This window comes from Bacillus cereus group sp. BceL220, assembly GCF_051776965.1.
Taxonomy (GTDB): Bacteria; Bacillota; Bacilli; order Bacillales; family Bacillaceae_G; genus Bacillus_A; species Bacillus_A cereus.
Genome location: NZ_JBPWBC010000004.1, coordinates 1 through 23,317 on the forward strand (window position 1 = coordinate 1; position 23,317 = coordinate 23,317).

The window sequence follows — 23,317 nt, forward strand, 5'->3', positions numbered from 1 at the left end:
CCGTTCAAATAACGTAGAACGATTTGTATTTTTTCATCAGCTGTAAATTTAGCCATAGAAAAACTGCACCTCCAATTGTTAGACTGTGTCTAACAATTGGGGTGCAGTTCAGTATCGTACTCTTTTTTATTATTAATCCCCTTCCTCTTCATCCCTACAATGACATTTCGGTTTTGTTTTACAATGACATTTTTCACACTCACATTTCGGTTTCTCTTTGCAACAACATTCGTGAAAATCTCTGCATTTACATCTACATCTCCCAAACATTAAATCATCCCAAAATTTATTGCAATTTCGGGAATGCGCACAATGACAAGTATTCCCCATGAATATACTTCCTCCTAAATAGAATTCATCATATTCTATGTTTGAAAGTATACAAAGGCTTGTATATTAGTCTATTTTCTCCATATCATAAGTAGAGTTAGAAGATTACATAAAAATTAGTCTTATCTCACATACTCATAGTACCACTTACGTGAATCTAACCAAGCTGTAAATTTATCGATATTTCCAGCCGGGTAACCATTCGTTATAGCATAACCAATGCCATCTTTCTGAACGACAATTTGTCCATCAATACCCACATCAACCATCGCTTGAGCCAAAGCTTGTAAATTACTAAATGCTACACCGCCAGTTTTTACTTTGAGCAAATCCACTGCACCTCCTCCAGTTTGTCCTGTAAGAGCAAATACAATAGAATTAGCGATTTTATCAACATTCCATTTTGCCATGTCGGATTCATTGTCAATAAACCCCAATTCTATAAGAATAGCAGGTGCTTTCGTCCCATTTAATACCGCTAAATCTGTACGCTGTTTCGCACCTCGATTACGCCATCCAATATCTTTTGCTAGTTGAGCTGAGATTTTAGCCGCCAAGTCTTTCTGATCATAATACAGAACCTCAACACCCTGTCCATTTCCATTGCTCGCATTAAGATGAAAAGAAATAACTAAATCCACAGCATGGGAATTGCTTTTACGAATAATATTAATTAAATTTTGTGATTGAGTTGTCCCTACCTCGTCCGTATCGTCATAAACCGTGTGTCCCAAGGCTCTTAACTTAGCCGCCACAGCATCTTTAACTTGCCTATCCAGAACGTGTTCTCTCCGATTCCCAAAATTAGCACCTTGAACAATACTATTGTGTCCTCCGTGCAAACTATATCTGGCCATTATTCATCAACATCTCCTTTCTTAATATCCTATTCAAAACTTGTCTCATTGCTATTCCCACTTACAATCTTAACTGCACCAATACGTCATACATTTTCTAAAAGTGAAGGCAATTCGTTTTCGATTAAAAAAAGAGATGTCACTTCACAAATCGGATTCTTTATTCTCTAAATTGTATTAACTTGAATGGTAACACGAACAAAAAAGCATCACCTTTTTGGCGATGCTTAAAAACTCTATTTTACTTTTAGTTCCCTAAATAAAGTTTAAGATCATGGTGACTGAAACTATACCTATATTTCCGCCTCCTCCTTCACTGCCTCTTTTAACCTCTGCAACATATACCCAATTCCTTTACACCCCTCTAGCGGATATGTAATCATTTCTTCTGGATATAACTTTGTCACTACTTTTTTATGCTTCTTCCCTGCTAGTAAGACGATTTCGTCAAACTGTAGTAAACTTTTATCTACCATCTGTTTTTGTAATTTCTCTATACTTATTACCTCATCGCTTTTTGAATCAAATGCAAGATCATAGTTTTTTAATACAATATCATTTGGCCTTAAAAATCCATGTTTCGCTGATAATATAACCCAGTTTTCGAAAAACATGGATGCGTACGCCTGACATGCTTTTCCGAACGGACTAATATATACATCTTTTGCTTCCATCGGTCCGTAGTTTGAATGCTTATCCCAAATTTTCTTTTTTCCACATGGAATTATACATAGCCTTTTCATATATATTTCTACTCCCTTAACTTCAATAAATAAAATCCATTATTTTGTACATTTTTCTCTCGAAATACTATATAATAATTCTGAAAGTTTTAATTACACATTTTACCATATAAGTACTATGGATCACTCTCAATGTAAATATTATAATACCATAAAAATTTTTCTTTTTTTCTTCAAAATAATAAAAATAAATTGCAATATTATGATTCGTAAATAAAGTTAAAAAGGAGGTTCGTAAAAATGAAAAATATTATCCCTGCACTATTAGTCTATTTTATCGTTTGCGTTATTTCCGTTATCATCCCAGCATCTGAAGGCTACAATTATGTCGGCTGGAAGTTATTTGTTGGGCAAGTGTATGCGATACCTATTTTCTTCATTACTGCGATAATCACATTTTATATAAACAAGAAAAAATCTTACGAATAAACAATTATAAGGATAGCTAACGCTATCCTTATTTTAATTCGTTAATCAAATCTAAAATAGCCCTTGCAGTACTTTGTATCCTTTCTTCCGAAAAGTCAAACGCAACACCTGTATTTTTATATATTTCCTGTATAGATAAATTCCAATCTGAACTCGCTCCCTCTTTAAAGAAAGTAATCGCTTGTTCCGGATTCTCTCGATAAATTTGAAACAATTGAATCGCTCCTATTTGCGCAATTGCATATTCAATTTTATAAAAAGGAAACTGAACAAAGTGAAATGACTCGAACCAACTAGAACCAATTTCATTCTCTACTCCTGCAATATCAACTGATGAATATTGATACCTTTTACATAGTTCAATATATTTCTCATTTCGCTCTTCTGGTGAATGATTTGGATTTGTATAAAGCCAGTGCTGGAATACATCTCCTGAAACTGACGATATTAATAACGATAAAGTACGATATAATTGAACTCGCTGTACTTCTTTATAATCATCCTCTTGCGTATAAAAAATAGTAAGCTTATCCATTAATAATAACTCCAGGCTAAGGGAATAAAGTTCCGCCACCTCTTCACGAAGGTATCTTTCCTGCATACTACTTTCATTGTTAAATTGTTTATAAAAATGTAATGCATGCCCCAATTCATGTATTAATGCATGAATTGCATAAAATGAAGGACTAAAATTAGAATAAATAAAAACGTCTTTACTATGAGGTAAGGTAAAGCAAGCAGCTCCTGATGCTTTATTTTTCCGTTCTTGTACGTCAATTAATCCCGCTTCCCTTATATGAGTAAATTCCTCATGAAAACATGAATCTGTCTTCCGAAACATTTCTTCAACCCCATCCAATAAATCAATGTAATTTTCAAATGAGGATTTTTGCAAATTACAAGGAGCAAGATCCCAAGGACGATACGTTTTTACATCAAGATTCTTTTTAAAAAGACTTCCTAACTGTTTCCAAATTGGTACAACACACTTTTCTATCGACTCATGAAACTTATAACAATCTTCAATACTGTAATCTCTATTTTTTTGTTTAAAGGCATACTCACTATAATTATTAAACCCTGCATTTAAAGCCATCTGATTCCGCAATTGTACGAGTTCCTTCATAATACAATCTATTTCTATTTTTACTATACTTCTTGCTTCGCATAAAGCGTACCAAGCTTTTTCACGAATAGCTCTATTTGGGTTATCTATCCTTGCTTTTACGTATGCATACGTCTTTTGCTCGCCTTCCCAATTAATAGATATGTTAGACATTATTTCTCTATATTTCGTAATAAGTTCTTGCTCTTTAACGGAAAGCGCTATGTTCTTTTCATTAAACATTTCACTCTTCACAAATCTTGCTTTTTTCATAAATCCATATTTCTGCTCATCTAATAAATCAGAAAACGGACAATCTCTAAATTTCTGGTCAAATTTTGCATTGTATCTTTTTAAAAGTGGCTGAATTTCATTTTGGTTATACATATGTATATCACGTATATTACTATCTTTTGTATCTCTATACATAGCGATTAAATTGATCGTTAACTCTTCTTCTATTTCTGCGTTTAAACGCAGCTCCTCCGAAAGCCAGCTCTCTAATTCTGAAACCGACGTAATATTTCGCTCTAAAAGTGACTGTAATTTACTCTCCAAATCATTCAACATACACAATCCTCCCATTTTTAATTTTCTGTTTTTTAGAGATAAAAAAGGACAAGTAGCCAATCTGACTACTTGTCCTTGCTGTTTATGTGTACTCAATAAAATTAAGCTTGGAATGCTTCTGTTAATACTGGTACGATTTGTTTTTTACGAGATACAACACCTTTTAAAGTAGCTGTGTTGTTTTCTAGTGATACGTTGTATGCTTTCTCAACAACGTTTGCTGCTTTACCGATCGCAAGACCGACAGAATCGTTAGTTAAGATATCAGTTACAACGAATAAGAATAGGTCTAAACCTTTCTCTTCTACTACTGCAGAGATTACTTTTTCAAGTTCCGCTTGGTGTACAAGAACGTCGTTTGTATCAACAGCGTTTACTTGTGCGATTTCAACTTTCGCATTACCCATTTGGAATTCTTTAGCGTCAAGAGAGATTAATTGCTCCATTGTTTTTCCGCTTAAGTCAGCACCAGCTTTTAACATTTCTAAGCCGTAGCTATCAGCATCTACACCAGCGATTTCCGCTAATTCACGAGCAGCTGCTACGTCTTGTTCTGTGCAAGTTGGAGATTTGAATAGTAAAGAATCTGAAATAATTGCAGATAACATTAAACCTGCAACTTCTTTACGAATTGTAACGCCATTTTCTTTGTACATTTTGTTTAAGATTGTAGCTGTACATCCAACTGGCTCACAACGATAGTATATAGGATCGCTTGTTTCAAAGTTAGCAATACGGTGATGGTCAATAACTTCTAACACACGAACTGATTCGATATCGTTAGCACTTTGTTGACGCTCGTTATGGTCAACTAAAATAACGTTGTCCACTTCGCTTGCTACTGTCTCAACAAAACGCGGTCCTTCTACTTTAAAATAGTCTAACGCAAATTGAGTTTCACCGCTGATTTCGCCTAAACGTACAGGCTCAGCATTCATTCCTAATTCTTTTTTCAATTCTGCATAAGCAATTGCAGAACAAATTGCATCTGTATCTGGGTTTTTATGCCCGAAAACTAGTACTTTTTCCATGTTTTCCACCTCTTCATGAAAAGGATATCTTAAAGAAGCAAATATGACAATATTTAAAGCATATTTTTTTATAAATAATTGTACTTTCTTCTATATTTTTCATCATTTTCATAAAAAAAATCATCTAAAATGAATTAGATGATCGAAATATATGTTTCAATTAAAATAGTGTAGGAGTTTGCACTACGTTGTTAAAAGCGAAATTTGAAGCTAAGCCATTATTCACAAGGTTTACATCTATAACTTGATAAAACGCATTTCCAGTGTCTGCAATTTCCCAAACAGCTAAAATAAGATGGTATCCACTACGGTCAGTTGGTACATTTGCTTCGTGCGTTACTGTTGTCCCTGGTCTAGCTCCACCGTCATTTTTCACATAGAATGGCACTAAATCTAAATCTGATCGCGTTAAAGGTTTATTTGGATTCCAACCTTTTTTCGTAATATAATATTTCCACTCTTTTGTACTATGAGGAGCCGTTAGTTTCCACTTGAATGTATTCGTTCCGCCATTTAACGTAACTTTCTTCCACCTATCTACAGTTTGAACATCTAAAGCGGGAAAATGACCAGCCCCTGCAATTTGTCCATCAGAAGGTCCGAGTTGCGGAAATCCACCTATCCCTTCTACACTTTGTGGTTCATATTGAATCGGTCCACAATTTACATTTACCCCTTGCTTACATAAATAAGATCGGCTCGCTGGTGATTCTACATATCCATGAGCTGAAGCCTTTTCTGAAAATCCAAATGTTAATAATCCCGTAAGTAATACGCCACCACTTAAAATAACTTTCTTCATCTTTTGTAAACTATTCTTTTTCATTCTTTCATCCCCTTCCAATAATAAAGCGAAAATAACTATAGTTGCCTAGTCATCTTCTCTACATTTATTATAAGACGAGAATCATTACTAAAAGAACCCTCTAAAAACTTTCTCAAATTCATTTAGTGCGTTAATTAGATTATAATTAACTATTTTAACACCGCCAGAAAAATATAGACGGTGTTAAAATAGTTTCTTATTATTCAGTATGATAACCTTTTAATCACAATTTATATGCATTTATAATAAAGAACCGTAGCATCTAACTTTCCATTCGGAGAAATTGCATACCCTGGTATTGTTCCAACTTCTTGGTAGTCCAGTGATTTGTACAATTTATTGGAAGGATCTCCTTCTCTAGTATCTAATACTAAAAGAGACCTGTTTTCTTGCTTTGCTCGTTCCTCTGCTTTTTGCATAAGCGATCGTCCAATACCGTTACGTCTAAAGTTTGGATGAGTCATTAATTTACAAATCTCGGCTCTATGAATTCCGTTAGGCTTTGTAACTAATTGTAATTGAATACTCCCTGCTACTTCGTTGTTTATTTTAGCCACATACAATATCACTTCTGGCGCTAATACTGTTTGCCAATACTTTGTTGCGTCTTTTTGTTCCAGTGGAGGCAAAAAACCAATTGATGCCCCATCATTTACAACCATTTTCAAAAGTTTCGAAAGTTCTTCCATATCATTTTCTAGTTTCTTAATTTCTTCAATTACTAAATTTCGCATTACTTTTCCCCCTTTTGTTTCATTGTAACAATTTTTAAAGAAGGAATAATGAAATAATAAGATGAATTTATATTAAGATATGATTTTTTTTGAAAGGATAACGATATGAAATATATATTAGATAGAACGTACGCAAAAGAATTACTCGAATGGGCATATGAACAAAACCCGGGCCCTTGGTTTGAACATTCACTACATGTTGCTCATGCAACTGAAAACATAATTATAGAACTTATAAAAAAAGGGTACAAGCTAGATGCTGACATAGCATATAACGCTGCCCTTTTGCATGATATCGGAAGATACAAAGGTTTTACCAAATCGGTCATTCATTCCTATGATGGTTATATGTATATGAATGATTTAGGATATACAGGAAACGCCATTATTTGTGTGACACACTCATTTCCCTGTAAAAATGAACATATAGATATCGCAGCGGAATGGAGTCTCGTTCCTGACCATATGAAAAGCCGGTTAGTTGCAATATTGAATGAACATAGTAACTACGACTTATATAATAAAGTAATTACTCTTTGTGACGCTCTTGCTGACGCAGATGGCTTTACTACGCTGGAAAGAAGATTAATTTCCGTTGGTTTGCGTCATGGTACAACATCTCATACATCTTTACATTGGAAAGGGTTTTATGCGATTAAGAAAGAATTAGAAGCTTTAATCGGTAAGAGTATATACACAATTCTTCCTGATGTAGGGAAATCTATTTATGAAGATATAGAATATTAAATTGAATACAAATTGAAAACGATAAAAATTGAACCCATCCTAGATAATTTTTATACTCAAATTTAATTTCACATAAAAAACGTTTTAAACATAAAGTTTAAAACGTTTTTTATTCAATGCTTTTGATTTTTCAGTTCTGTTAAACACTCTTGCACTAAAGTTACCGCTTGACTCATCGCAGCTCCGCCAGCAAATGCTGCTGAAACACCACATGCTTCCAGAATCTCTTTATCCGAACATCCTTGATCAAGACAACCTTTTGTATGATAAATTGTACAATACTCATCTTGCGTTGCTAAACTAATTCCTAATGCAATAAGTTGTTTTTCTCTTTTTGTTAAAGCACCCTCTTGAAAACAAGCTTGCGTGAACGCATTATATGTCTCAGCGATTTCAGGAATTTGATTTGTAAAACTACCTATACCTTCTTTATAATGATGTAGAATATCATTTATCGAACTATGTTGCTCATGTTCCATCTTATTCCCTCCAGTCATATTATCCATACCTATTGTAGTATGCGATGAAATGGAGGCAATATACCTTCTTTTAAATTAAGAATTTTCAGTTAATTTACGTTATAATTTTAAATTATCATCTACAATAACTTTTTCTCTAGAACTTTTTCTTTCAACCTCTTTACTTCTTTCTTCCCAAAATGTTAATCCTTCAATCCCCACATTTTTAGGATTAAATACTGGATCTTTCCCTTCTTTTTTCTGCGTTTCATAGTCTTTTAACACTTTTAATGCGATTTTACTTAATAATAGAATCGCGATTAAGTTTAACCATGCCATACTACCGATTCCTAAATCTCCGAGATTCCATAAAAGCGACGCTGATTCAACACTACCGATGTAAACCATAATTAAAAATCCAAATTTTAAAACTGGTTTTAACCAGCCATACTTCAATTGACGATCTAAATAAGTAAGTGTCGTTTCAGCGATATAGTAATAAGCGAGTAACGTTGTAAATGCAAAAAAGAAAATTGCAATTGAAATAAATATTGGACCAAACCCTGTCATCACAGTTTCAACTGCTTGTTGCGTATAAATTGGACCTGCTTCCACATTTCCTATGTTTTTTACAATAGCGCTTTTCCCTTCAGGTATAACATTATACATACCTGTAATTAATATCATAAGAGCTGTCGCTGTACATACGACAATTGTATCGATATATACGGAAAACGCTTGAACTAATCCTTGTTTTGCAGGATGCGATACTTCAGCAGCAGCCGAACTATACGTCGCTTCTCCGACACCAGCAACGTTTGAAAATACAGCGCGTTTTACACCCCATGCAATAGCTGCACCAACAATTCCACCAAACATTTCATTTACACCAAATGCGCTAGAGAAAATTAAAGCAAACATACTTGGAATCTCCGTTACATTCGCAATTAATATGATACATGTAACAATTACATAACCAATTGCCATAAATGGAACAAGCATTTGAGAAACGCCAGCAATTCTCTTTACACCACCAAAAATAATTGCTGCTAGTAACACGACTAAAAATATACCAGTTATATATTTGTTAATACCATTAGAGTTTTCGAATCCAACTGCGATACTACTAGATTGAATACCTGGTAATAACATGCCATATGAAAGTGTTACAACTACCGCTACAATGACTGCAAACCATTTCATTTTTAAACCTTTCTCAATGAAATATGGAGTACCGCCGCGATATTCATTCCCTACTTTACTTTTGTATACTTGAGATAATGTTGATTCAACAAACGCACTCGCTGCCCCTAACAAAGCCATTACCCACATCCAAAATACAGCTCCAGGCCCGCCGAAAGCGATCGCTGTCGCTACCCCTGCGATATTACCAATTCCAACTCTTCCTGATAAGGCTAAACAAAATGCCTGAAAAGATGATATTCCCGTCTCGGAACTCTTTCCTTCAAATAATAGTTTAATCATCTCTTTAAAATAACGAATTTGCAAAAAACGTGTTGCAATCGTGAAATATACGCCTGCCCCTAATGCAAAAACAACTAAACCGATACTCCACACTTGCCCTACTAACCATTCTACTAAATTCTCCATCCAAATCCCCCTTATCATTCTTTGGAAAAGCAATTTTGTATATAAGAAAACGGACAACTATTATCAAACTTTCTAGTTGTCCGCATCTTTCATTATTTCATCCCTCAATTTTTGTCAGTAAAACACCCTATTACTTTATATTTACCCAAACACTTTTCACTTCTGTATAATTATCAAGCGCATATGAACCTAATTCGCGGCCAATACCAGATTGTTTGTATCCACCAAATGGTGCAGCTGCATTTTCTAAGTTATAATCATTAATCCACACCGTTCCTGCTTTTAATTTATTTGCCACTTGATGACCCGTTTTGATATTTTGCGTCCATACACCCGCAGCAAGGCCATAGGATGAGTTGTTCGCTCGTTCAATTACTTCTTCTGTCGAATCAAATGGAAGTACAACAACAACTGGTCCAAATATTTCTTCCTTAACGATTGTCATATCGTCTGTAACGTCTGTGAATACAGTTGGCTTAACGAAATAACCTTTTTCAAGCGCACGTTCGCCACCAGCCGCAACTGTAGCACCTTCTTTCTTCCCTTGGTCAATGTAATTTAACACACGCTCTTGTTGTTTCTTGGATACGAGTGGACCCATTTCCGTTCCTTTCTCCATACCTGCTCCAAGTTTTACGTTGTTCGCCATTTTCACAAGTGCATCTACTACAGTTTCATAATGTTTACGATGAACAAATACACGTGATCCTGCGCTACAATTTTGACCGTGATTATACATAATACCTTGGAATGCACCATTAATTGCTTCTTCCAAGTCCGCATCTTCGAAAATGATATTTGGTGATTTGCCGCCAAGCTCTAACGTTACATGCTTAATCATTTCTGCAGACTGACGCATAATATACTTTCCTGTAACAGTAGATCCTGTAAAAGCAACTTTATCAATGTCATGATGATTTACAATTGCTGCTCCTGCTTCAGGACCAAAGCCTGGTACAAAGTTTACAACACCGTTTGGAAATCCAGCCTCTTTAAAGAGTTTTGCTGTATATAGTAAGGATAAAGGTGTTTGCTCTGCTGGTTTTAATACGATCGTACAACCTGTCGCCAGTGCAGCTCCCATTTTCCAAGAAGACATAACGAGCGGAAAGTTCCACGGAATAATCTGACCTACAACACCTACAGGTTCATGTCTCGTGTAATTTAAGTAATCTTTTGAAATTGGGATTGTTTGCCCAATAATTTTTGTAGCCCATCCTGCGTAATAACGATAATTTTCTACAGTCGCTGAAATATCATCATCAAGTGCTACTTGATATGGCTTTCCATTATCTAAAGCTTCTAGTTGCGCTAATTCTTCTCTATGTTCTTCAATTAAATCTGCTAATTTATAAATAAGATGCGCTCTTTCAGCAGTAGTCATTTCTGCCCACGGACCAGATTTAAATGCAGATCTTGCTGCTTTTACTGCAGCATCAATATCCTCTTCTTGCGCTTCACATACGACTGCTAGAACATCTTCTGTTGCTGGATTGTATGTTTCAAACGTCTTTCCGCCAATAGCAGAAACAAATTCGCCATTAATAAACATTTTAATTTCTTCATTTAAAAACGCTTCCACTTTTGGTTTCAGCTCAATATTTGTCTTTAACATTATGTTCTCCTCCTTATTTAAACAGCTGCATGAGCTGCAATATTTGATAAAATCGTTTGAAGCTTTTGATCTTCGTCAACAGTTAATCCTAGTCTTGGATAGCGAGAAGGTCCTCCCGCTTGCCCATGTAATTCCATGGAACGTTTAACGATTTGAACATATTTCCCTGATCCTTCAAGAAACTCGCAAAGTGGTAAAATAGCATCGTTTATTTCCCACGCCTTTTCTAATTCACCATTTTGAAAATGCTCATACATTTTTGTAACGAGACCGGGAACGATATTTCCTGCTACTGAAACCCATCCCGAAGCACCAACTAAATATGATTCCATAACTAAATCTTCAGAACCACAGAAGACTTGGAAAGCCCCTTCACTTTGTCTTACTAAATCTCTCGCTTTTCGAATATCTCCGCTAGATTCTTTAATATGTGTAACATTTTCACACTCTTTTCCAATACGGAGCATTAGCTCTGTACTCATATCGACACCAGAAGTAAATGGGTTATTGTATAGCATAATTGGTATATTTACAGAGTTTGAGATTTCTTTAAAATGAAAATAAATCTCCTCTTCCTTCGGTTTACAATAGTAAGAGTTTATAATTAATGCACAATCCGCTCCATGCGCTTCTGCATGTTTCGTATATTCAATTGTTTCTTTTGTGGTCTCTGCTGCAGTTCCAACAATGACTGGAATACGGCCATCAATTTCTTTCAACACAGTTTCTACCATTTTAAATCGTTCTTCTTTTGATAAACTTACAAACTCTCCTGTACTTCCATTAATGATAATACCTGCAACCTTTTGTTCGATAAAGTAATTTACATTTTGTTTTACCCCATCCCAATTAATTTCCTGAAATTCATCCATCGGTGTTATTAATACTGGAAATGCCCCTTTAATTTTTTGCATATTTATCTCTCCCTATCACATTTTATTTTAATAAGAATCCTGCCGGAAACGGATCCGTAGGGTCTAATAGAAACGTCTGCATCCCTGTAATAAATCCTCTACTTTCAAAACGGAAAATGTATCCTAGTTCCTCCTTCTTCACTTTTTCCACAGTTATAAAACTATTAAATATACTTTCATTTTTAAAAGGTTTATCCGCCATATAATCATTTTTAAATAATGCATGAACATAGGAAACGATAGTAGAAACAAAACCTGGCGAACGTACGATAAAGTTATCTTCATGAAATGTAATCGACTTTATATGGTTCTTTTCTTTTTGCGAAGGATCTACTAAAATAAGCCTTTTTATTAGCGACTGTTTTTGTATAGCCTGCAGTGTAGCTTCTCCCCATCTTTTCAATTCTGAAATGTTTTCAACACGAATTTCTGGCGAATACGCACCTTTTTCTACAACTGCATATACTTTATCTGCTTGTATGAGAGAATAACTTACATTACCAACCTGTAAATTTTCCTCAATCAAATAGCAAAGTTTGCTTTCAAACGAAACAGATATAACTTCATCATTCTCTACATACGCATGAACTAAAAATATTCCAGATAACGTTTCAATTTTGTATTGATTGGACTCTCTCTTTTTTAAATACCCACTTTCGAGTAACATCGTTATTACCGCAACAATGCCCCCATAATGAAGCGGAATCGAACCTTCATGATTAAAAAATAATACAGCTGCATCCACTTCATTATGGATAGATGGAACGACAATACACCCATTCAAACCGATAAAACCACGTGGTTCATTTAATAAAAGCTTCATCTCTTCTGCTAATTCACCTGAAAATTGTTCATTTAATTGCTCCAAACTGTAGTAGTATTTGCATGGTACGTCTTTCATTACACGAAATGCCTCGCCATTTACATGTACGTCTACTGCTGTATACATTTTTTGAATGTTCATTTTATATCCTCCGTTTCATGTTCCATCGGCGGAATTAGCAAAAATCCTTCTTTGAGTGGATCCATTTCATTGTAAAAAAATTTATGCATACCCATAAGCCAAGCTGATCCCGTAATTTTCGTTATGACAGCTTCAATATTTTCAACATGTGTCGTATTCACGACATATCCTTTAAATAAAGAACCAACGATACTCTCATGAATGAACTCTTCACCAATTTTGATTTCTTTCTGAGCGTATAATACAGCTAGCTTCGCAGATGTTCCTGTACCGCATGGGGATCGATCTATTCCGCCTGGTGGTACAACAACTGTATTTTTCACATGCGCACATTCATGAGTAGCATCTGTATAAAATTCAACATGTGTTAATCCTCTAATAAACGAATACTTTGGATGAATGATTTCAAACTTCTCATTAATTGTGTTTCTTATATGAATCGCCTTATCGATGATTGTAGATGCATTTTCTGGTACTAATTCTAGGCCTACTGACTTCGCATCAATAATGGCATAAAAATTCCCTCCATACGCAATATCAGCCTCTACAGTTCCAATGTCTTTGACGTGTACAGTAATATTTTTCAATAAAAAAGCTGGTATGTTACAGAAAGATACCTCTTTTGCTTTTCCATCTTGAACAGCAATATCTACTTCCACTAAGCCAGCCGGGGTATCTAGTTTTAAAGAAGTAATCGGTTCAACTACTGGAATTAAACCTGATTCAACTAACGCTGTACATACACCGATTGTATCGTGACCGCACATCGGTAAGTATCCACCTGTCTCTATGTATATAACACCTATATCAGCCTCAGGATGACATGGGTCTGTTAATAATGCCCCTGACATTACATCATGACCACGCGGTTCATTCATTAACAATTTTCGAATCCAATCATATTCCTTTTTCATATGTAACATCTTCTCTGCCATCGTCTCTCCAATCAACTTTGGAAGTCCGCTAATTAATGTCCTCGTTGGATTCCCGCCCGTATGTGTATCAATAGTCGTAAAGACTCTTTGTGACCTCATCCGTTTAACACCCTTTCTGTAAAACGACTCAAACGAAGTGGTTCAATAGGAATAATTGTCTCTTTTTCATTTAATAACTCTTCAATTACTTTCCCAGTAACTGCTGCAAGACTAATCCCATCCCCTTCATGTCCAGCGGCAATGAAATAATTCGGAATATGTTCCACTCGTGAAATAATCGGTAAATGATCTTCTGTCCACGGACGTAAACCAGCGTAAGAACGAATTACCATCATATCTGCCATTTTCGGATAAAAGCGAATCGCTCTATTTGCGATACATTTAATGACTTCATTGTTTATTCTCGTATGAAACCCTACAAATTCACGACTACTTCCAATTAAGAAATTTTGACTTTCAGTAGGCTCAAATACGAGCGCAACCCCGTATTTTTCAGTTAAAGCATCTACTTTTCTTTTTCCGCCAAATTTAGAAATTAAATAACCGAATTCCATTACTTTACGGCATCCTACATGTTGTTGCCTTGATGCTACTATAATATGCCCTTTTCTCGGTTCAATTGGTATATTTACATTTAACATCTGACCAATCTTAGGAGCCCACACACCGGCTGCATTTACAACTTGTTTTGCTGTAAAAGTACCATTCGTAGTTTCTACAACAAATGAACCATTCGTCTCTATTTTCATACTCTTTACTTCGGTCTGCTTAAAGGCTTTTGCGCCAAACTTTTGTGCCTCTGACAGAAGCGAGAAAGCAAGGAGATATGGATTCACAGTTGAATCCGTCGCACATTCTAAACCGCCTAATAAATCATCAGCAAAAAAAGGCGACTCTTCTCTTATATCTTGCCTATCAAGCATTCGAAACGGTAATCCAGCTTTTTTTTGCCGATTTACCCATTGCTGTGCAGCCTCCATCTCTTCGTCTGACTCACATACGAGAATACTTCCTGGTGCCCTATATTCAAATGAATGCTCTAATTCTTCACTTAAATCAGTTACTAATTTTTGACTTACTAAAGACATTTGACTATCAAACCCTGGGTCTTTATCAATGGCCAAAATATTCCCATCACACCGTGAAGACGTCCCGCTGACAAATTCTCCTTTTTCAATGATTGTTACGTCTCTTCCGTATTTTGAAGTGTAATAAGCGATAGAACACCCTATTATTCCACCACCTATAATTAAAACGTCGCAGTGCCTCACAATATACTCCTCCTTTCCCTAAACCTCTCACTTTCTTTTATGCAATTGACGTGCCAATTCTGCACATATACAATTTCCATAAACAATATTTTTATTTGTAAAAATAATTCAAATTTATAGTAAATAGGTGTATTATTTTTTTATCACTGTCAAAATTTTTATACATAACGGGAGGATATTATGGCATTTTCATTTCCGACTATACAAGAGTTTTTGGAAAGTATTTTAATCGATCATACATGTAGCCTTAATCACATTAAGCAAGTAAACGAAAGGTTTTATTATCTCCCTTCTACTACAGAAGAATATAATTGCGCCATTATTTATGTAGATGACTCATTCACTGCACTAATTGACGCTTTTTCTTATGAATTAGCTGTTATCATCCTTAACGAAAACGATGAGCCGAAATGCTGTATAACTTCTCAGCAAATGATTCCATTTCTTTATAAGTCCTACAATGAACTACAGGCATTTTATGACACCGTAATACTAACAACTGACTCTTCTGTTACAGTCATTGATAGTAAAGAATGCGTTCGAACTTGGACAGATGGTGCTGAAAAAATATTTTCAGTCAACCATAATGAAATTATTGGGCAACCGATTACTCGTTTTTTTGATTATAAAGACTTGGAAATTTTACAATCTTTACATGATGGAAAAAGCATAGTCGCTCAGTTCCATCAGCCTCGTCCCGATTTATTCGTATTAATTAATTCAAATCCAGTTTATTGTAATGATGAAATTATAGGAGCAGTCGTTTCAGAAACAGATGTTACAAATCAAGTCGCTTTAAATGAAAAACTATTTAATATGTCACATGAAATGCACCGTTTAGAACAAGAAGTGGCAAAGTATAAAGATGAATCTGATCCTTTCCTTGCGATGAATGGAAAAAGTCCTGTTATACAAAGAACGATACAATTAGCTAGAAAAGTTTGTTCGGTGAAATCAACTGTTTTAATACTTGGGGAAAGCGGAGTTGGAAAAGAAGTATTTGCGAAAGCAATTCATGAAGCAAGTGAAGCAGCGAAGGCGCCTTTTATTTCGATTAACTGCGGGGCAATTCCAGAAGCGTTATTTGAAAGTGAATTATTCGGTTACGAGCGTGGGGCGTTTTCTGGAGCTAATAGTAAAGGGAAAAAAGGTAAAATTGAACTCGCACAAGGCGGTACTTTATTCCTCGATGAGATTGGCGAAATGCCGCTCGATATGCAAGTAAAACTGTTACGTGTACTACAAGAACGAAAGTATTACCGAGTTGGCGGAGAAAAAGAAATTAATATTGATTTCCGCATTATCGCTGCTACAAATCGGGATTTACAAGAAGAAATGAGAAAAGGAACTTTCCGAGAAGATTTATATTATCGTTTAAATGTAGTTAGCCTGCATATTCCACCGCTGCGTGAAAGACGAGAGGATATTATCGAACTCACATACTCATTCTTAAACGATTTTTCGATCAACTATAACCGACCAATTCGTGACCTACCTTCAAGCATTATGCATGAACTGCTTCATTACAATTGGCCAGGTAATATTCGCGAACTTCGAAACGTTGTTGAACGACTTGTGGTATTCGCAACAGACGGAATTATAAAACAAGAATATTTACCATTTCATACGACTGAAACTTTAGACAACCATACAGCTCATTCCCTATTACTCAGCAACAATAATACAATCCTTTCTTTACAAGAAGAGATGGATGAGCATGAGAAAAAAGTTATTGAAAGGGCTTTACGAATTTTAAATGGGAATAAATTAGAATGTGCAAAACAACTTGGCGTAACAAGGGCTACTTTATATAACCGTTTAAAAAAACTTGGACTTCAATAAAGAAGCAGTATGCACCGATTAGGCGTTTACAGGTAGCTCTCTCTCTCTCTCCCTCCTCTATATTGGCATGATTTTTGCATATATAATTTGTGCAAACCGAACTAGAGGAGGAATACACATGACCAATAAAAACAACTTAATCGTTTGTCGTTGTGAAGAGGTTACATACGGACAACTTCAATCGACAATTGCTGAATATAACTGCTCGGCAAGAGAATTAAAACTAAGAACACGTGCTGGCATGGGATTTTGCGGTGGTCGCACATGCAGAATAATGATAGATCGAATGATTGAAAATGCGAATCCTGACGTAACTCTTAATGAACTACCGTTAAAATATCAACCACCAATACGTGCAGTTACTTTTGGATCGGTAGGTGAAAGTAAATGAGTAGAATTACACATCACCCTATTTTAGGTACTTTACAAAGTAGTGAGCGTATTACTTTTCAATTTAACGGTCATCAATACGAAGCATATGAACATGAAACGATAGCTGCTGCCCTGTTAGCAAATGAAATACGGACATTAAGAGTTCATGAAGATAGCGGGACACCGCGAGGTATTTATTGTAATATCGGGCACTGTTCTGAATGCCGCGTGACAGTAAATAATCAAACAAATGTACGCGCATGCTTAACTGTTGTAGAAGAAAACATGGTTGTTGAAAGCGGGAAACAGCATCCAAATATCGTGAGAGAGATGGTGAAAAAACGATGAGTGATGTAATTATCATTGGTGCAGGACCAGCGGGATTATCTGCTTCTATCTCTTGTGCTCGTTTCGGACTAAAAGTGCTCGTTATTGATGAATTTATGAAGCCGGGCGGGAGATTGTTAGGACAGTTGCATCAAGAGCCTACTGGAGAATGGTGGAACGGAATAGAAGAATCGAAGCGACTTCATGAAGAAGCAGAATCACTTTCAGTACATATTAGGTGCGGTGTTTCGGTCTATAATTTAGATAAAGATGAAAACAATTGGTTTGTACATACTAATATCGGTACGTTAGAAGCACCGTTCGTACTACTTGCTACTGGTGCTGCGGAATATTCTATTCCCCTTCCAGGCTGGACACTTCCAGGAGTGATGTCAATTGGAGCAGCTCAAGTTATGACAAATGTTCATCGCGTGCAAGTTGGAAAAAAAGGAATCATTATTGGTGCTAACATTTTGTCTTTCGCCATTTTAAGTGAATTGCAATTAGCGGGAATTAAAGTAGATCATATTGTACTCCCTGAAAAAAGCGAGTTAAGTCAAAAAGCTGGTGAACCTGAAGAAGTTTTAAACTCTCTTTTAAATGCAGCACATCTCGCTCCTTCTGCTATTTTACGAATAGGTAGCCACTTTATGAAATATGATTGGATTCGAAAAGCTGGATTAACATTCTATCCAAACAGCGGAATGAAAATAAACAGAACGCCACTTCACCTTCGGAAAGCAGCTCTTGAAATTATCGGAACAGATCAAGTTGAAGGTGTACGTATTGCTAATATTGACTCTAAAGGAAATGTTATTAATGGATCAGAGAAAATATATGAAGCAGATTTTGTTTGTATTGCCGGGGGATTATATCCACTTGCCGAACTTGCAGCTGTAGCTGGTTGTCCCTTCCATTACATTTCAGAATTAGGCGGACATGTTCCTCTCCATTCCGAAACAATGGAAACCCCTCTTCCTGGTTTATTTGTAGCTGGCAATATTACAGGCATTGAAAGCGGAAAAATTGCGATGGCGCAAGGAACAGTTGCAGGTCTATCAATTGCTAAATACGCAGGTGAAAAACATGATATAGTCGACCAACAATTATATCACGCCATTCAAAACGTTCACTCTGTTCGTCAAAAAGCTGCAATTCAGTTTAATCCGATGGTAGATATCGGTAGACGAAAGATGAATGAAATTTGGCGTGATTATTCTTCTACATATGCACATACTAAAAAGAGCTGCTGAGATTATTCTCAACAGCTCTTTTCTCTACTCATCCAAGTTATTAAATTTCGCTAATGCGTAAATACCTTCTTCATCATCTAATTCAAGTTGTAATCTCGCTGCGAATGAATTGACATTATATTCTCTGTCAAGCAATAAGCGTAATGCTTCGATTAAGTTTGCTTGAATTAAAATTTGCTGGCGACCATTTACCTCTACTTCCGCAGAGAAACCGTAGTCATCGTCATACATGAGTTCAACTAACACTTCTTCTGGACCCACTTGTCTTTTTTCAGCTATATATACGCAAAGCGCATTTATTAATTCTTGTTCAGAAATTTTTATTGTTTCCATGCTACTTCATCTGCCTTCTTCTTACGTTGGTCTTTGAAGTATTTAAATGCACGAACTGCTAACATTACGATACCAGCCATTACTAACATATTTACCATAAACGCTAATACAGAACCAAGAGCTCCCATATTTGCAAATAAGCTACCCATTAGTAAACCACCAAGACCACCTAGTAATAAACCTTTCATAAAGCTTCCTTTATTACTTTTTGGTGCTGTGTTTGTTGCTTTCGTTTTTGAATCTGGAGTCGTTTTTTGAGAATTTACATTTGAGTCTTTTTTGTTTAAATCAACTTTTGACTTTTGACCTGAACTTGGTGTAAATGATTTTTTACCAGATTTGTAACTTTTCGCTGCTGCATGATCTACGAACATAAAGCTGCTAGCCCCAAAGATAACCATAAATGCTGTCATTACTGCTACAAGTTTTTTCAACATATTATATCCATTCTCCTTTTATATAGATATATGTGAAATCTATCTTTCTAGTAAATTCAGAATGATAGATTTGTTTTTAAGAACATTTTAAAGGTTCTTATGAACTCATTATATGAACTTTTGTCGAAATATGCAAGTATTATTTACTTCCGACAGTTTGGTGACAAAGGAAAAATTAAGCAAAACAGAATTGACTTTAAATGAAACAAAACATATTATAAGTTCATAAGAACTTTTTATTATTTTGGAGGTGAAAAGATGGAAACATTTCATCTCACACGAAACGAAATGGCTACCCTTCTTCTATCACTAAGAGGATGGAATACGAAAAAGCCTCTCGGTATTTTACAAGAAGCTTGGGCAAAGTCACATAAAAAAGATATTGAAAGCGGACAAAGCGTTACAGCTTTTATTACTACCGCACTTTCACCTATTTTTGAAAAGCTGATTAAAATTGACGATACTGATGTCGGTTTTTCTTTAAATGAAATAGTTGCGCTTGGCAATCAGATTGAAAACACAAGTTTCTCTGTAACTGCTATGCAAAACTGGGTGAAACGAGATATAAAAGAAATGATTGGCTCTCCTCAAAAAGGGAAAAAATATTCGATTGAACAAGCAGCCTTACTGTTCATTGTCGAAGATTTAAAAACAGCACTTGATTTTGAATCAATTCGTAAGCTATTACGCCTTATCGTTAATGACCCAGCCGATCGAAGTGATGATTTAATCAATCCTGTTCATTTATATGTAGCATACTCTTCTCTATTTGAAGAACTCAATCAAGGGAATTGCTTACAATTAAATGCAACAGATACCGTTCATACAATTGAAAACATCGTAAAAGAAAAAGCTGATAAAATCGCAAGCAAGTTCGATCAAATTAATAACGAACAACGCGAAGCAATTCGTAACGCTATTATCATTGCGACCCTTTCTGTACATACCGCTTATGTACAAATGTTAGCAAAGCGTTACGTAACAGCAACTTTATTTTTACAGAACTTAGATGTGAAACCTTAAAATATAGGAGCAGAAATGCTTCTATTTTTTTATGAGAAATTTTTAATAACCTTTTCATTAACCCTTCATGAAAACGTGGCTTATATCCTTTACTATAATACTTATGAGAGACATAAAAGAATAGAAATAGCAATCCCCTATGTAAATAAGGTATAATCTACATATAGTGAACCTTTTATGTCATTAAATAAAAGGTTCTTATACTCAAAAATTCATAAACTAGAAGGTGCAACAATGTTAAGTAGTTTTATTCATTCAGTATTAACGTTTTTTGAAGGATTAGGTTATTGGGGCATTATGCTTGGACTTATGATTGAGATTATCCCAAGTGAAATTGTCCTTGCTTATGCAGGATACTTAGTATTCAATGGAAGTATCTCATTTATAGGTGCTGTTGTATTCGGTACAATTGGCGGTGTTATTGCCCAAATCTTTATTTATTGGCTTGGACGATACGGCGGACGACCTATATTAGAACGTTATGGAAAATATATTTTCATACATAAAAAACAAATAGATGCTGCAGAAGATTGGTTTAATCGTTACGGAACTGGCGTCATTTTTACAGCACGCTTCATTCCAGTAGTGCGTCATGCGATTTCAATTCCTGCTGGTATTACAAAAATGCCTTTACTACGTTTCACTACATTAACAGCACTTGCTATTATCCCTTGGTCAATCATTTTCATTTATCTAGGTGAAAAACTAGGTGAAAATTGGGAGAATATAAACGATATTGCTGGTCCGTATGTGAAATCATTCGCAATTGGTGGCGTCGTACTCATTCTTTTATACTTCGTTATAAAAAAATGGACAAAAAAGCATAAAAATCTTGCTTAAGAATATAATAAAAACCGCTATAAATTCATTCGAAATTATAGCGGTTTTTTATTTATATATGAATTAATCTTCAGGAATTATATAAACACCTTTCCATCTACATTTATATGGATAAGCAACCATTCAATCATTCTTTTCGTATATTATCTCAAAAAGGAGTGATTCCCCTATGCATTGGCAGCAAAAAATACCATACCTGATTGGACGCCCTATCGGTATTTCCTTCATAAATGGGCAAGGAACTTCAGGTGTATTATGTTCAGCGCATGATGGACAATTATATGTGTATGAATACCTTTATCAAGCTCAGTTCGCAATGAAACATTATGATTATAGACAGGTTCAAGATATACATGCATTCCCAAATTGCCCTCACCAAAATCCTCTATACTAAAAAAATCGGAACGGCTCATAGCCATTCCGATTTCTATACTTTATTTCTCAGAATAAAATTTCTGCACTGCTTCATCAAAATAAATCCAACCTTTCCAGCCTAAATGAATCGTATCTTTTAAGAAATACTTATCATATTCATGACCAGAGAAATCAACTACTGGATATCCTGCTTTCTCAACCTGTTCTCGAATTTTTTTATAATACACTTCACGGCGTTCTTTCGGGAAGCCAGTATAATCATACCAAGGCCCATTTACAGGTACAGAAATAAAGAGTGGTTTGACATTTTTCTCTTTAAATAAATCTAAAATAATTTGCAAATCATCATATTCTGGTGATTCATCATATGTTTCATTTGCTCTAAAGTTTTTTAAACCTTTTAGTTTTTTCTTCAGATTATTCTTATGATAATAAGGATTTTCAATTCCGAATGTATTTGTAGTAGACTCAGCTTTCCCTTCTTGTTCCGCGTGTTTACGTGCATCTTCCCAAGAAATTGAACGAAGTCCGATATTTGTTTTCTCTTTCATCGGTTCGATTTTAAATAAAGAGTTAAATAAATCTCTATGATCTAAAATATTTCGATGCATATAAGCAAGTGGTTTAGCTAAACCTGCTTTAATGTTATGTTTCGTATCATTATATACAATACCTTCTAATGAATTTTTTAATATATCATCTTCTTGAACAACTTTATAATCTAATAGCCGTTTCGCGATTTGCTTCTTCATTTCTGGATTTATCTCATCATTAAAAATAAAATAATATGCTTGTTGTTTGGAGAAATTATTAGTGAAATCCCCTTGTGAAACACCAGTCTTTGTAAACCATTGTGGTGAAAGAACAAAGACTACTTTTTTACCTTCTAATTCATCCATAGTAGATGTCATATTTAAAATATGAGCTAAACTTTGTGTACCGCCAGTTCCAATTAAAAACGGTGTAAAACCAGCTGGATTTACTTTGAAATAATTAGACGGATGATATGCATCCATTCGTAAAAACTCTGATGAACCGTACATCGGTAAATACTGTGAATTCTCTAACATTTTTTGCTGTAAGAAAACACTTTGTAATTTCTCTTTTTGTAAAGAAGTTGCCGCATCTTCTACCTTCTTATCACTAATAAGCGATACTAAACTTTTCGATGGGATTAGAATGATAATGAAAAAAAGCACACACGCTAAAATTATCGGACCAAAAGCATGCTTCATTTTCATCTGCTGTCCCTCTTTCTATCGGTATTAAATTGTAACCCTTGTTTTTGACACGTCATCTTTTCTCTCCTTTTTCTCTATACATGTTCCATTCTATTTATCTATTATATACATGTATGTATTTCCTTACTTGTTCT

The 23,317-nt window shown here is 35.2% G+C and carries 26 protein-coding genes; 9 read left to right on the forward strand and 17 right to left on the reverse strand.

Annotated features, from left to right (window positions below; genetic code table 11):
* Positions 1–89: 89 nt before the first annotated feature.
* The 3 genes from ACS2FK_RS12090 to ACS2FK_RS12100 form a co-directional block, all read right to left on the reverse strand.
* Positions 90–266 carry a hypothetical protein gene (locus tag ACS2FK_RS12090; RefSeq protein WP_176544583.1) on the reverse strand — a complete coding sequence of 59 codons (177 nt, stop codon included), beginning with the start codon at positions 264–266 and terminating at the stop codon, positions 90–92.
* Positions 267–452: 186 nt separating this feature from the next.
* Positions 453–1,187: an N-acetylmuramoyl-L-alanine amidase gene (locus tag ACS2FK_RS12095; RefSeq protein ID WP_063547543.1), complete on the reverse strand. Its 735-nt coding sequence runs from the start codon at positions 1,185–1,187 to the stop codon at positions 453–455.
* Positions 1,188–1,480: 293 nt separating this feature from the next.
* Positions 1,481–1,930, reverse strand: a complete 450-nt coding sequence (locus ACS2FK_RS12100) for a DUF6884 domain-containing protein (protein WP_000824876.1) — start codon at positions 1,928–1,930, stop codon at positions 1,481–1,483.
* Positions 1,931–2,170: 240 nt separating this feature from the next.
* Between ACS2FK_RS12100 and ACS2FK_RS12105 the strand changes: the two genes are divergently transcribed.
* The gene (locus tag ACS2FK_RS12105; RefSeq protein ID WP_000789485.1) at positions 2,171–2,359 is read left to right on the forward strand and encodes a DUF4017 family protein; all 189 of its coding nucleotides are present in this window, start codon (positions 2,171–2,173) and stop codon (positions 2,357–2,359) included.
* A 28-nt stretch (positions 2,360–2,387) separates the two neighbouring features.
* Here the strand turns inward: ACS2FK_RS12105 and ACS2FK_RS12110 are convergent, their stop codons facing one another.
* The 4 genes from ACS2FK_RS12110 to ACS2FK_RS12125 form a co-directional block, all read right to left on the reverse strand.
* Positions 2,388–4,034, reverse strand: coding sequence for a M3 family oligoendopeptidase (locus ACS2FK_RS12110; protein WP_063547545.1), 1,647 nt, complete (start codon positions 4,032–4,034; stop codon positions 2,388–2,390).
* Positions 4,035–4,135: 101 nt separating this feature from the next.
* A complete protein-coding gene (gene ppaC / locus ACS2FK_RS12115) occupies positions 4,136–5,065 on the reverse strand; it encodes a manganese-dependent inorganic pyrophosphatase (RefSeq protein WP_000416871.1) in 930 nt (309 codons plus the stop codon).
* Positions 5,066–5,225: 160 nt separating this feature from the next.
* Positions 5,226–5,891: a lytic polysaccharide monooxygenase gene (locus ACS2FK_RS12120; protein ID WP_016081274.1), complete on the reverse strand. Its 666-nt coding sequence runs from the start codon at positions 5,889–5,891 to the stop codon at positions 5,226–5,228.
* Positions 5,892–6,121: 230 nt separating this feature from the next.
* Positions 6,122–6,625 carry a GNAT family N-acetyltransferase gene (locus ACS2FK_RS12125; protein WP_023522191.1) on the reverse strand — a complete coding sequence of 168 codons (504 nt, stop codon included), beginning with the start codon at positions 6,623–6,625 and terminating at the stop codon, positions 6,122–6,124.
* A 105-nt stretch (positions 6,626–6,730) separates the two neighbouring features.
* Here ACS2FK_RS12125 and ACS2FK_RS12130 point away from each other — a divergent pair, with 105 nt between their 5' ends.
* The gene (locus tag ACS2FK_RS12130) at positions 6,731–7,372 is read left to right on the forward strand and encodes an HD domain-containing protein (protein WP_063547547.1); all 642 of its coding nucleotides are present in this window, start codon (positions 6,731–6,733) and stop codon (positions 7,370–7,372) included.
* Between the two features lie 113 nt (positions 7,373–7,485).
* Here the strand turns inward: ACS2FK_RS12130 and ACS2FK_RS12135 are convergent, their stop codons facing one another.
* From ACS2FK_RS12135 to ACS2FK_RS12165, 7 genes are all read right to left on the reverse strand, one after another.
* Complete coding sequence (locus ACS2FK_RS12135) at positions 7,486–7,878, reverse strand: carboxymuconolactone decarboxylase family protein (RefSeq protein ID WP_001999958.1); 393 nt, start codon at positions 7,876–7,878, stop codon at positions 7,486–7,488.
* Positions 7,879–7,950: 72 nt separating this feature from the next.
* On the reverse strand, positions 7,951–9,441 hold the full coding sequence (locus ACS2FK_RS12140; RefSeq protein ID WP_006920613.1) for an alanine/glycine:cation symporter family protein: 1,491 nt from the start codon (positions 9,439–9,441) through the stop codon (positions 7,951–7,953).
* 130 nt (positions 9,442–9,571) lie between these two features.
* On the reverse strand, positions 9,572–11,056 hold the full coding sequence (locus ACS2FK_RS12145; protein ID WP_063547549.1) for an aldehyde dehydrogenase family protein: 1,485 nt from the start codon (positions 11,054–11,056) through the stop codon (positions 9,572–9,574).
* 17 nt (positions 11,057–11,073) lie between these two features.
* Complete coding sequence (dapA, locus tag ACS2FK_RS12150; RefSeq protein WP_001169449.1) at positions 11,074–11,970, reverse strand: 4-hydroxy-tetrahydrodipicolinate synthase; 897 nt, start codon at positions 11,968–11,970, stop codon at positions 11,074–11,076.
* 22 nt (positions 11,971–11,992) lie between these two features.
* The gene (locus ACS2FK_RS12155) at positions 11,993–12,934 is read right to left on the reverse strand and encodes a proline racemase family protein (RefSeq protein WP_001025560.1); all 942 of its coding nucleotides are present in this window, start codon (positions 12,932–12,934) and stop codon (positions 11,993–11,995) included.
* On the reverse strand, positions 12,931–13,968 hold the full coding sequence (locus tag ACS2FK_RS12160) for a proline racemase family protein (RefSeq protein ID WP_063547551.1): 1,038 nt from the start codon (positions 13,966–13,968) through the stop codon (positions 12,931–12,933). The genes ACS2FK_RS12155 and ACS2FK_RS12160 overlap by 4 nt, the downstream gene beginning before the upstream one ends.
* The gene (locus tag ACS2FK_RS12165; protein WP_063547553.1) at positions 13,965–15,140 is read right to left on the reverse strand and encodes an NAD(P)/FAD-dependent oxidoreductase; all 1,176 of its coding nucleotides are present in this window, start codon (positions 15,138–15,140) and stop codon (positions 13,965–13,967) included. The genes ACS2FK_RS12160 and ACS2FK_RS12165 overlap by 4 nt, the downstream gene beginning before the upstream one ends.
* A 180-nt stretch (positions 15,141–15,320) precedes the next feature.
* Between ACS2FK_RS12165 and ACS2FK_RS12170 the strand changes: the two genes are divergently transcribed.
* The 4 genes from ACS2FK_RS12170 (at position 15,321) to ACS2FK_RS12185 (ending at position 18,934) form a co-directional block, all read left to right on the forward strand.
* Positions 15,321–16,982, forward strand: coding sequence for a sigma-54 interaction domain-containing protein (locus ACS2FK_RS12170; RefSeq protein ID WP_063547555.1), 1,662 nt, complete (start codon positions 15,321–15,323; stop codon positions 16,980–16,982).
* 118 nt (positions 16,983–17,100) lie between these two features.
* Positions 17,101–17,373: a (2Fe-2S)-binding protein gene (locus ACS2FK_RS12175; protein WP_000182619.1), complete on the forward strand. Its 273-nt coding sequence runs from the start codon at positions 17,101–17,103 to the stop codon at positions 17,371–17,373.
* The gene (locus ACS2FK_RS12180; protein WP_000087063.1) at positions 17,370–17,702 is read left to right on the forward strand and encodes a (2Fe-2S)-binding protein; all 333 of its coding nucleotides are present in this window, start codon (positions 17,370–17,372) and stop codon (positions 17,700–17,702) included. The genes ACS2FK_RS12175 and ACS2FK_RS12180 overlap by 4 nt, the downstream gene beginning before the upstream one ends.
* A complete protein-coding gene (locus tag ACS2FK_RS12185) occupies positions 17,699–18,934 on the forward strand; it encodes an NAD(P)/FAD-dependent oxidoreductase (RefSeq protein ID WP_063547557.1) in 1,236 nt (411 codons plus the stop codon). Before ACS2FK_RS12180 ends, ACS2FK_RS12185 begins: the two co-directional genes overlap by 4 nt.
* A 24-nt stretch (positions 18,935–18,958) precedes the next feature.
* Here the strand turns inward: ACS2FK_RS12185 and ACS2FK_RS12190 are convergent, their stop codons facing one another.
* Together ACS2FK_RS12190 and ACS2FK_RS12195 are read right to left on the reverse strand one after the other, a co-directional pair.
* Positions 18,959–19,267: a YxcD family protein gene (locus tag ACS2FK_RS12190; RefSeq protein WP_023522202.1), complete on the reverse strand. Its 309-nt coding sequence runs from the start codon at positions 19,265–19,267 to the stop codon at positions 18,959–18,961.
* The gene (locus ACS2FK_RS12195; protein ID WP_000914478.1) at positions 19,255–19,704 is read right to left on the reverse strand and encodes a hypothetical protein; all 450 of its coding nucleotides are present in this window, start codon (positions 19,702–19,704) and stop codon (positions 19,255–19,257) included. Before ACS2FK_RS12195 ends, ACS2FK_RS12190 begins: the two co-directional genes overlap by 13 nt.
* A gap of 258 nt (positions 19,705–19,962) precedes the next feature.
* Between ACS2FK_RS12195 and ACS2FK_RS12200 the strand changes: the two genes are divergently transcribed.
* The 3 genes from ACS2FK_RS12200 (at position 19,963) to ACS2FK_RS12210 (ending at position 21,961) form a co-directional block, all read left to right on the forward strand.
* Complete coding sequence (locus tag ACS2FK_RS12200; protein WP_000447231.1) at positions 19,963–20,727, forward strand: DUF1836 domain-containing protein; 765 nt, start codon at positions 19,963–19,965, stop codon at positions 20,725–20,727.
* A 234-nt stretch (positions 20,728–20,961) separates the two neighbouring features.
* Positions 20,962–21,567, forward strand: coding sequence for a DedA family protein (locus tag ACS2FK_RS12205; RefSeq protein ID WP_063547559.1), 606 nt, complete (start codon positions 20,962–20,964; stop codon positions 21,565–21,567).
* A 169-nt stretch (positions 21,568–21,736) separates the two neighbouring features.
* A complete protein-coding gene (locus ACS2FK_RS12210) occupies positions 21,737–21,961 on the forward strand; it encodes a hypothetical protein (protein ID WP_000558692.1) in 225 nt (74 codons plus the stop codon).
* Between the two features lie 40 nt (positions 21,962–22,001).
* Here the strand turns inward: ACS2FK_RS12210 and dltD are convergent, their stop codons facing one another.
* On the reverse strand, positions 22,002–23,183 hold the full coding sequence (dltD, locus tag ACS2FK_RS12215; RefSeq protein WP_023522205.1) for a D-alanyl-lipoteichoic acid biosynthesis protein DltD: 1,182 nt from the start codon (positions 23,181–23,183) through the stop codon (positions 22,002–22,004).
* Positions 23,184–23,317: the final 134 nt, after the last annotated feature.

Bases quoted from the DNA above. Each gene is read 5' to 3' on its own strand.
- ACS2FK_RS12135 (WP_001999958.1), bottom strand. From the start codon at position 7,878: ATGGATAATATGACTGGAGGGAATAAGATGGAACATGAGCAACATAGT.
- ACS2FK_RS12200 (WP_000447231.1), top strand. From the start codon at position 19,963: ATGGAAACATTTCATCTCACACGAAACGAAATGGCTACCCTTCTTCTA.
- ACS2FK_RS12190 (WP_023522202.1), bottom strand. From the start codon at position 19,267: ATGGAAACAATAAAAATTTCTGAACAAGAATTAATAAATGCGCTTTGC.
- ACS2FK_RS12210 (WP_000558692.1), top strand. From the start codon at position 21,737: ATGCATTGGCAGCAAAAAATACCATACCTGATTGGACGCCCTATCGGT.
- ACS2FK_RS12140 (WP_006920613.1), bottom strand. From the start codon at position 9,441: ATGGAGAATTTAGTAGAATGGTTAGTAGGGCAAGTGTGGAGTATCGGT.
- ACS2FK_RS12145 (WP_063547549.1), bottom strand. From the start codon at position 11,056: ATGTTAAAGACAAATATTGAGCTGAAACCAAAAGTGGAAGCGTTTTTA.
- ACS2FK_RS12195 (WP_000914478.1), bottom strand. From the start codon at position 19,704: ATGTTGAAAAAACTTGTAGCAGTAATGACAGCATTTATGGTTATCTTT.
- ACS2FK_RS12110 (WP_063547545.1), bottom strand. From the start codon at position 4,034: ATGTTGAATGATTTGGAGAGTAAATTACAGTCACTTTTAGAGCGAAAT.
- ACS2FK_RS12105 (WP_000789485.1), top strand. From the start codon at position 2,171: ATGAAAAATATTATCCCTGCACTATTAGTCTATTTTATCGTTTGCGTT.
- ACS2FK_RS12130 (WP_063547547.1), top strand. From the start codon at position 6,731: ATGAAATATATATTAGATAGAACGTACGCAAAAGAATTACTCGAATGG.
- dltD (WP_023522205.1), bottom strand. From the start codon at position 23,183: ATGAAAATGAAGCATGCTTTTGGTCCGATAATTTTAGCGTGTGTGCTT.
- ACS2FK_RS12095 (WP_063547543.1), bottom strand. From the start codon at position 1,187: ATGGCCAGATATAGTTTGCACGGAGGACACAATAGTATTGTTCAAGGT.
- ACS2FK_RS12120 (WP_016081274.1), bottom strand. From the start codon at position 5,891: ATGAAAAAGAATAGTTTACAAAAGATGAAGAAAGTTATTTTAAGTGGT.
- ACS2FK_RS12155 (WP_001025560.1), bottom strand. From the start codon at position 12,934: ATGAACATTCAAAAAATGTATACAGCAGTAGACGTACATGTAAATGGC.
- ACS2FK_RS12170 (WP_063547555.1), top strand. From the start codon at position 15,321: ATGGCATTTTCATTTCCGACTATACAAGAGTTTTTGGAAAGTATTTTA.
- ACS2FK_RS12160 (WP_063547551.1), bottom strand. From the start codon at position 13,968: ATGAGGTCACAAAGAGTCTTTACGACTATTGATACACATACGGGCGGG.
- ACS2FK_RS12125 (WP_023522191.1), bottom strand. From the start codon at position 6,625: ATGCGAAATTTAGTAATTGAAGAAATTAAGAAACTAGAAAATGATATG.
- ppaC (WP_000416871.1), bottom strand. From the start codon at position 5,065: ATGGAAAAAGTACTAGTTTTCGGGCATAAAAACCCAGATACAGATGCA.
- ACS2FK_RS12175 (WP_000182619.1), top strand. From the start codon at position 17,101: ATGACCAATAAAAACAACTTAATCGTTTGTCGTTGTGAAGAGGTTACA.
- ACS2FK_RS12205 (WP_063547559.1), top strand. From the start codon at position 20,962: ATGTTAAGTAGTTTTATTCATTCAGTATTAACGTTTTTTGAAGGATTA.
- dapA (WP_001169449.1), bottom strand. From the start codon at position 11,970: ATGCAAAAAATTAAAGGGGCATTTCCAGTATTAATAACACCGATGGAT.
- ACS2FK_RS12180 (WP_000087063.1), top strand. From the start codon at position 17,370: ATGAGTAGAATTACACATCACCCTATTTTAGGTACTTTACAAAGTAGT.
- ACS2FK_RS12185 (WP_063547557.1), top strand. From the start codon at position 17,699: ATGAGTGATGTAATTATCATTGGTGCAGGACCAGCGGGATTATCTGCT.
- ACS2FK_RS12100 (WP_000824876.1), bottom strand. From the start codon at position 1,930: ATGAAAAGGCTATGTATAATTCCATGTGGAAAAAAGAAAATTTGGGAT.